The organism is Microbacterium arborescens, from assembly GCF_049707515.1.
Taxonomy (GTDB): Bacteria; Actinomycetota; Actinomycetes; order Actinomycetales; family Microbacteriaceae; genus Microbacterium; species Microbacterium arborescens_B.
This window is the reverse complement of the sequence record NZ_JBNAFI010000019.1, coordinates 1-541: the sequence shown is the minus strand read 5'-3', so window position 1 is coordinate 541 and position 541 is coordinate 1. Positions and strand designations below refer to the sequence as shown.

1 protein-coding gene is annotated in these 541 nt (G+C 69.1%); it reads right to left on the bottom strand.

Translation table 11 applies throughout. From position 1 onward, the window contains the following. Positions 1 to 277: 277 nt before the first annotated feature. A partial coding sequence (locus ACPYN5_RS15970; protein WP_424449907.1) for an HNH endonuclease occupies positions 278 to 541 on the bottom strand: 264 nt, incomplete at its 5' end.

Sequence of the window (541 nt, the reverse complement as noted above, 5' to 3'; positions counted from 1 at the left end):
CCAGTCTCCCTGCCCGCGACCGCGGACGACAGGACGACTCACATAACAACCGGACCTACGAAACGGGGTCAGCCCACGGGCACGGAGCAAAGCGAGCACCGCGCAGAGCGAGCACCGCGCAGAGCGAGCACCGCGCAGAGCGAGCACCGCCCAGAGCGCGGACCGCGCGAAGCGGGCACGGAGCAAAGCGGGCACGGCGTAAGCGGGCACCGCGTCACCCGCCGATTTCGCTCGGGCGGGGAGGCCAGGGCGCGGAAAGTCAGCCGCGTGGGGGATCTCAGAAGGGTGGTGGGGCGTCGGGCGGCCCGCCCGTTCCCGCACGCGGTGGTGGGTTCGCGGTGTCGATGGTGAAGCACACCGCCGGTATCGGGACGTCTTCGCGGTAGATGCGCCCGAGCGGTGAGGTCCATTCGAGGACTCCGCCGCCGACCTGCCGGACTTCCCACTTCGTGAACTGCTTCATCGAGTGGTGTCGTTGGCAGAGGTGGGCGAGGTTGAAGATGTGGGTGTGGCCGCCCTTGGCGTAGTCGATGGTGTGGTC